The sequence below is a fragment of the Shewanella sp. NKUCC01_JLK genome, assembly GCF_019345615.1.
Lineage (GTDB): Bacteria > Pseudomonadota > Gammaproteobacteria > Enterobacterales > Shewanellaceae > Shewanella > Shewanella oncorhynchi.
Genome location: NZ_JAHKRD010000022.1, coordinates 105616 through 112911, shown reverse-complemented (window position 1 = coordinate 112911; position 7296 = coordinate 105616). Strand labels below are relative to the sequence as shown.

The following is a 7296-nucleotide window of genomic DNA, read 5'->3' as shown; positions in this document are numbered from 1 at the left end:
CGGCTCAATGAATTCTGATTTTTTGTTTCTCGCTAAAAGAAACAAACTGTACATATTACTATGAACACTCATTGTTACATTGATTTAAATTTTTGACTGCCAACCCGAAGGTTAAGCAGTTTCGATTAACTCAACACCTGTGAGTGTCCACACAGATTTCTTGTTTTATCTTGTTAAAGAGCAACTCAACCTCATAAGAGAAGGTGAGTACCACACTGAGCGTCGAACGCTTCCAGTTGGCTAGGGCTGCGTATTCTACGCATTTCCCGTTTCGCGTCAAGGAGTTTTTACAAACTTTCTCAACACTCATCAATCAGTAAACTCATCAATGAACTGTCACACCAGGCTGCTTAACGCTGTCTGCCGTGTCAGTGGATGCGCATTATAGGCAGCAGGAGATTTTGTGCAACCCCTTTTTTAAGGGAATATGCAGTTAATTCCAATTACCTAATCTAGCCACATCATACCCACCACTTACCCCCAAAGTTATCCACAACTCAGTCAAGGCTTCGCCTCTGTTTCGCATTATGTATAGCCAAAAGCCATCAGATGATTTGTTGGTAGTTATGAAAATAGAAGACTTTCGTCTTTTAAAAAGAAGGTTAAACGGGGCTAAGTGCGAGATTGACCGACGGATCGGCTTAATTGGATTTTTTAATGACGACAACGCATGACCATTAGTAAGTAGCGAGTTTGTGATGTAAGAACTAAAGGCATGACTATGATAGGGTTCATTGGTGCATATAGATGTAGAAATAAAACAAACCCACAAAAAAGCCAGCTTACGCTGGCTTTTTACATTAAATTACCTTAACGGCAATCGATTACACGGCAGTCTGGAAGATCACTTCCGATGCTTTTTTTGTGTAAGACTCGATTTGATCGAAGTTCAAATAACGGTATGTGTCAGCTGCAGTTGCGTCTAACTCTTTAGCGTATTCTTGATATTCTTCAGGTGACGGCAGACGACCTAACAGTGCAGCAACCGCAGCCAGTTCAGCAGAGGCTAAGTAAACGTTAGCACCTGTACCTAAACGGTTAGGGAAGTTACGGGTAGAAGTCGATACCACAGTTGAACCTTCTGCTACACGTGCTTGGTTACCCATACACAGTGAACAACCTGGGATCTCGATGCGCGCACCTACACGACCAAAAATCGCGTAGTAGCCTTCTTCAGTCAGCTGATCTCTATCCATTTTAGTCGGTGGTGCGATCCACAGACGTGTTGGCAGGGTTTTAGCAAACTTGTCTAGCATCTTACCGGTTGCGCGGAAGTGACCGATGTTGGTCATACAAGAACCTACGAACACTTCATCAATCTTAGTTTGCGCAACAGATGACAGTAAAACGGCATCATCAGGATCGTTTGGCGCACACAGGATTGGCTCTTTGATGTCATTTAGGTCGATTTCGATTACTGCAGCGTACTCAGCATCTTTATCGGCACTCATCAGCTCAGGATTGGCTAACCACTCTTGCATGCCTTTGATACGACGTTCAATCGTACGACGATCGCCATAACCTTCAGCGATCATCCACTTGAGCATGATGATGTTTGAGTTCAGGTATTCAATGATAGGTTCTTTGTCTAACTTGATGGTACAACCGGCAGCAGAGCGCTCAGCTGAAGCATCTGACAGTTCGAAAGCTTGTTCAACTTTCAAGGTTTCAAGACCTTCGATTTCCAGTACGCGACCAGAGAAGATGTTTACTTTACCTTTCTTCTCAACGGTCAGCATGCCCAGTTCAATGGCTTTTAATGGGATAGCATGAACCAGATCACGCAGTGTGATACCCGGTTGCATTTTGCCCTTGAAACGCACTAATACGGATTCAGGCATGTCGAGTGGCATAACGCCAGTCGCAGCAGCAAACGCTACTAAGCCAGAACCCGCTGGGAATGAAATACCAATTGGGAAACGCGTATGTGAGTCACCACCCGTACCAACTGTATCTGGTAGCAGCATACGGTTTAACCATGAGTGGATAACACCATCACCTGGACGCAGTGATACACCGCCGCGATTCATGATGAAATCTGGCAGAGTATGATGTGTGTTCACATCCACTGGCTTTGGATAAGCCGCAGTGTGACAGAATGACTGCATAGTCAAATCAGCACTGAAACCTAAACAAGCTAAATCTTTCAGCTCATCACGGGTCATAGGACCTGTTGTGTCTTGTGAACCGACAGACGTCATCTTAGGTTCGCAGTATTGACCAGGACGCACACCCGCTACGCCACAAGCTTTACCGACCATCTTCTGCGCAAGTGTATAACCTTTACCGGTATCAGCGACATCTTGAGAACGTACAAAGACGTCAGATAACCCTAAGCCTAATACGTCACGGGCTTTGTCAGTTAAACCACGACCGATGATCAATGGAATACGACCACCAGCACGAACTTCGTCTAACAAGACTTCCGTTTTTAAGCTGAATTCTGAAATTACTTCGTCGCTATCGTGACGCTTAACCACACCGGCGTATGGGTAGATGTCAATCACATCGCCCATTTCCATCTTGTTCACATCAAGCTCGATTGGCAGTGCGCCCGCATCTTCCATAGTGTTGAAGAAAATCGGTGCAATTTTACCGCCAAGGCAGAAACCACCAGCGCGCTTGTTGGGTACGAATGGAATATCATCGCCCATAAACCACAGTACTGAGTTAGTCGCAGATTTACGTGATGAACCCGTACCCACAACGTCACCCACATATACTAATGGATGACCTTGTGCTTTTAATGCTTCGATTTTTTTCACTGGGCCAACGGCGCCAGCAACATCAGGCTCGATACCATCACGGGCGTTTTTCAGCATAGCTAACGCGTGCAATGGGATATCAGGACGTGACCATGCATCTGGTGCAGGTGACAGGTCATCGGTGTTGGTTTCACCAGAAACTTTAAATACTGTCAGAGTGACTTTGTCGGCCAGTTTTGGACGGCTTAAATACCAATCTGCATTCGCCCACGCTTCAACCACTTGCTTAGCAAACTCATTGCCCGCTTCCATCTTCTCAACCACATCGTGGAAAGAATCAAACATCAGCAGAGTGTGAGATAGCGCTTTAACGGCTAAAGGTGCTAACGCTGGATTATCCAGCTGCGCGATCAGAGGTTCGATGTTGTAGCCGCCTTGCATTGTGCCTAATAACTCAGTAGCACGCTCAGCAGACAGAATCGGTGATTTTTCAGTGCCTTTGGCAACCGCATCTAAAAAAGCAGCTTTAACATAAGCAGCTTCATCAACACCTGGGGGAATTCGATTTTCAAGCAGGTCGAGAACGAAAGCCTCTTCACCTGCGGGTGGATTTTGAACTAACTTAACCAGTTCAGCCACTTGATGTGCATCTAATGGCTTAGGGACTACGCCCTCTGCAGCACGTTCTGCGACGTGTTTACGATATGCTTCTAGCACGGCAACATTCCTCTTTGTTTGGCGCTCTAACAACGAAACTGCACGTCTTCTTAATTGAAGCTGACAGTCCGACATGATCGACCCGTATTTCCGGCCTGCAGTATACTACAGCTTTGCAAAAGTATGAATCAGGTCACACTCGGCAAAAAGCGAAATAAGGACTAAATCCGGCGGCGAATGCCAACTTACGGGAAGATTAAAACAAGTGAAATTAGACAATAGTTTGAAAACAGACAAAAAACCATACACTACAAATAGTTAACAATGTTTCATTAATTTTAAATCGAACAAGCAATTTTCCGTGTCAGAGAGCAAATAGGTATAAATTTTTCTCATCTTGCTGCATTTTGGCTTTTAAGATGCAGTGCGAGAACTTACACTCAGGCTTAATTTACTGCATATCTCAGTTATTTCCTTAGTCCATCGGAGTACCAATGACATCCCTTAGCATTCAAGCCGTTATTTTTGATATGGATGGCGTTTTAATCGATTCAGAACCCCTATGGCAACGAGTCGAGTATGAAGTGTTATCCGCACTCGGCGTGCCAGTGACGGTAGAGACGATTCAACAAACCACGGGCTTACGCATAGATCAATGCGTCGATTATTGGTACCACAAGGCACCTTGGCCACACTATGATAATGCCAAGGTCAGCCAAACGATTGTTGATAAAGTTGCAAATGAAATTCTGGTTAGCGGCGAAGCTATGCTGGGCGTTTACGAAACGATTGACCACTGCCAAGCGCTTGGCCTTAAAATCGGCTTAGCGACTTCATCCCCAAACACCATTATCCAAGCAGTATTAACGAAGTTAGATCTCAGTGAAAAGTTTATGGCGATAGAATCGGCTGAACACCTAATCTATGGTAAACCCCACCCAGAAGTTTATTTGAATTGCGCTAAGGCGTTAGATGTTGATCCCCGTTGTTGTCTTGCCATCGAAGATTCCTTTAACGGCTTAATTGCCGCCAGAGCAGCCAACATGCAAACGGTCGCGATCCCTGCGCCAGAACAAAGAGGCGATGCCAAGTGGATTATCGCCCATCATCAGGCCGAGAGTTTGTTGGCATTAACAACAATTTTGGCAAAATAACGTCACAACACACCGAGTTTCTGCTGGGCGGATAAGCTTAGTCTTTGCCCTACGGATAAATAGCACAATGGTGTATGCACCAGAAGGAATTCAATGTGAAGTACCTGTCCTTAATACTGCCCATGGGCTTAATACTCATGTCCACCTGTTTACCCGCTAGCGCAGGTGAGACCATGCACTGTAAACAACAAGTGATCAATACGGGCGATACTTTAACGACTGTGCAGGATAAATGCGGCTCGCCCAGTGATATTCGAGAATACAGTCTGCCCGCGACTTATCTCAACGCTAACGGAGACAGGGTGATCGATCCCAGCAAGTTGCCAACTGAGTATCAAGAATGGACCTATGACTTTGGACCAACACGCTTAATGCGTCGCCTGTATGCCACTGATAATAAAGTCACAAAAATTGAATCCTTAGGTTATGGACATTAATCGGCAGCATCATTGATTATTGTCATCAATAAAAAAGCCAGACATTGTCTGGCTTTGCTTATTTCAATCTACTGAATGTATTACCAAATTTTCACACGCTCATCTGGTGTTAAATACATTTTATCGCCTTCTTTCATCTCGAAGGCCTTATAAAAGGCTTCCACGTTACGTGGTGTACCCATGGCACGATAATGGCTCGGTGAATGCGGATCTGTCAGCAAACGACGGCTCAGCTCTTCATCACGGTAATTACGGCGCCATACTTGCGACCAACCCACAAAGAAGCGTTGCTCGCCCGTTAAACCATCGAGCACAGGTGCAGGTTTGCCGTTAAGGCTCATCAAATACGAGCGTGCCGCTACGGTTAAACCACCTAAGTCGCCAATGTTTTCCCCTAAGGTCAAATCACCATTAACAAACTTACCGGGCATTGCCTCATAACCTGAGTATTGCGCAGACAACTGCTTACCGCGTTTTTGGAACTCTTCTCTGTCTTTATCTGACCACCAATCACGCAGGTTGCCGTCACCATCGTACTTAGCACCTTGGTCATCAAAACCATGGCTAATTTCATGGCCGATCACGGCACCGATACCACCGTAGTTAACAGCATCATCGGCATCCATATTAAAGAATGGCGGTTGCAGAATCGCTGCAGGGAACACAATTTCGTTTTTCACTGGACTGTAATAAGCATTCACCGTTTGTGGTGTCATGCCCCATTCGGTACGATCAATTGGCTTGCCTAGCTTGTTGATCATGTCTTGATATTCAAACTGAGCATAACGCATGTAGTTACCGACTAACTCGTCAGCCTTGATATCTAAACCTGAGTAATCTTTCCATTTATCTGGATAGCCAATTTTATAGGTAAATTTAGCCAGTTTTTCTTGAGCGGCGACTTTGGTTTCTGGCGTCATCCACTCAAGTTCATTAATGCTGACTTCAAAACCTTTGATCAAGTTTTTGATCATGGTTTCCATGCGCGCTTTAGCTTCTGGCTTGAAGTATTGCTTAACATACTCTTCACCCACTAACTCACCAATCACTTGGTCAGCACCATCAACTGCTTTTTTCCAGCGTGGCTGCTGCTCTTCGATACCCATTAAGGTTTTGCTCTTAAAGGCGAAGTTCAAATCAACAAAGTTTTTACTCAGTAACTCGGCGTAGCTATCCACTAAGTGGAACGCAAGATAATCCTGCCAAGCCGATACAGGGAATGTCTCGAAACTGGCGCCGAGTTTTTCAAAATAAGAGGGCTGACGCACGATCACTTCAGTCACTTTATCGCCTAAGCCCGCACTCGCAGCAAAGGCATTAAAATCGAATTGACTGGTTAACTTTTGCAGTTCAGCACGATCTAACTTGTTGTATGCCTTGTTGGCATCACGGGATTCGACTCGGCTCCACTGACTTTTGGCGATCATCATTTCGATGTCAGCGACGTTTTTAGCCGCACGTTTAGCGTCCTTGTAACCCGCTTCGGTCAGTATGTCTGTCACATACTTGGCCATGGCTTGGCGATTAGCGGCAAACTTAGGATCATCTTTTAGGTAATAATCGCGGTCAGGCAACGTAAGGCCCGACTGGCTTAAATACACCGCATACTGGGTTGAGTTTTTAGCGTCATTATTGACGTAAAAACCAAAAGGAATACCAGAACCCGTCGTCAGTAATTTGCCCATAACAGCGGGTAAGTCAGCGTGCGTTTTTGCGGCAGCGATATCGGCCAGCAATGGCTTAAGCGGTGTAACACCTAAGGTTTCAAGTAAATCGGTATTCATGAAGCTGGCATTGAAATCACCGATTTTCTGCTCATTCGAACCTGCAGCAGGATTCTTTTTAGCGGCCGCTTCGTCGATAATTTTCTTCAATGCATCTTGGCTTTGGTCGTACAACACAGAAAACGCGCCATAGTTAGATTTGTCAGCAGGAATAGGCGTATTTGCCAACCATTTTCCGTTAACGCTGTAATAGAAATCATCTTGATGGCGAACTGAGGCATCAAAGTTTTGCAATTCAATGCCAGACACCGCGACGGCTTCAGTTTTAGGCTCAGTACTACAAGCCGCTAAACCTAAACTCAAGGCGATACTCAGTGCCAGTGTGCTTATCTTCTTCATTGTTTTCCCCAGCTTCCGTTGAGAGTTATTATTTTTCCCGCAAAACCTTAGCATCTTGGCACGCCTCACAGTAGTAAGATTTTGTAAAAGGATATGACACTTTAGCGACACTCTTAGCTATTTCGGCAAGAGAACTTCCATAGGGATGACGCTTATAGTTTTTCCATCGACCAAAAAGTAAGGGCACAACCTCAGTCATGCCCTTAAGTCCTTTACACAA

Annotated in this window: 4 protein-coding genes; 2 read left to right on the top strand and 2 right to left on the bottom strand. The window is 45.1% G+C overall.

Going from position 1 to position 7296, the window contains the following annotated elements; translation table 11 throughout:
• Positions 1-824: 824 nt before the first annotated feature.
• Entirely contained in the window at positions 825-3422 is a 2598-nt protein-coding gene (gene acnB, locus KO537_RS20650) for a bifunctional aconitate hydratase 2/2-methylisocitrate dehydratase (RefSeq protein WP_105250395.1), read from the bottom strand.
• A 434-nt stretch (positions 3423-3856) separates the two neighbouring features.
• Between acnB and hxpB the strand changes: the two genes are divergently transcribed.
• Both hxpB and KO537_RS20640 read left to right on the top strand, forming a co-directional pair.
• Positions 3857-4516 carry a hexitol phosphatase HxpB gene (hxpB, locus tag KO537_RS20645; RefSeq protein ID WP_219235611.1) on the top strand — a complete coding sequence of 220 codons (660 nt, stop codon included), beginning with the start codon at positions 3857-3859 and terminating at the stop codon, positions 4514-4516.
• A gap of 95 nt (positions 4517-4611) precedes the next feature.
• Positions 4612-4953: a DUF2845 domain-containing protein gene (locus tag KO537_RS20640; RefSeq protein ID WP_028759308.1), complete on the top strand. Its 342-nt coding sequence runs from the start codon at positions 4612-4614 to the stop codon at positions 4951-4953.
• Between the two features lie 80 nt (positions 4954-5033).
• On the opposite strand, the gene KO537_RS20635 is transcribed toward KO537_RS20640, so the two are convergent.
• Complete coding sequence (locus KO537_RS20635; RefSeq protein ID WP_219235610.1) at positions 5034-7076, bottom strand: M13-type metalloendopeptidase; 2043 nt, start codon at positions 7074-7076, stop codon at positions 5034-5036.
• Positions 7077-7296: the final 220 nt, after the last annotated feature.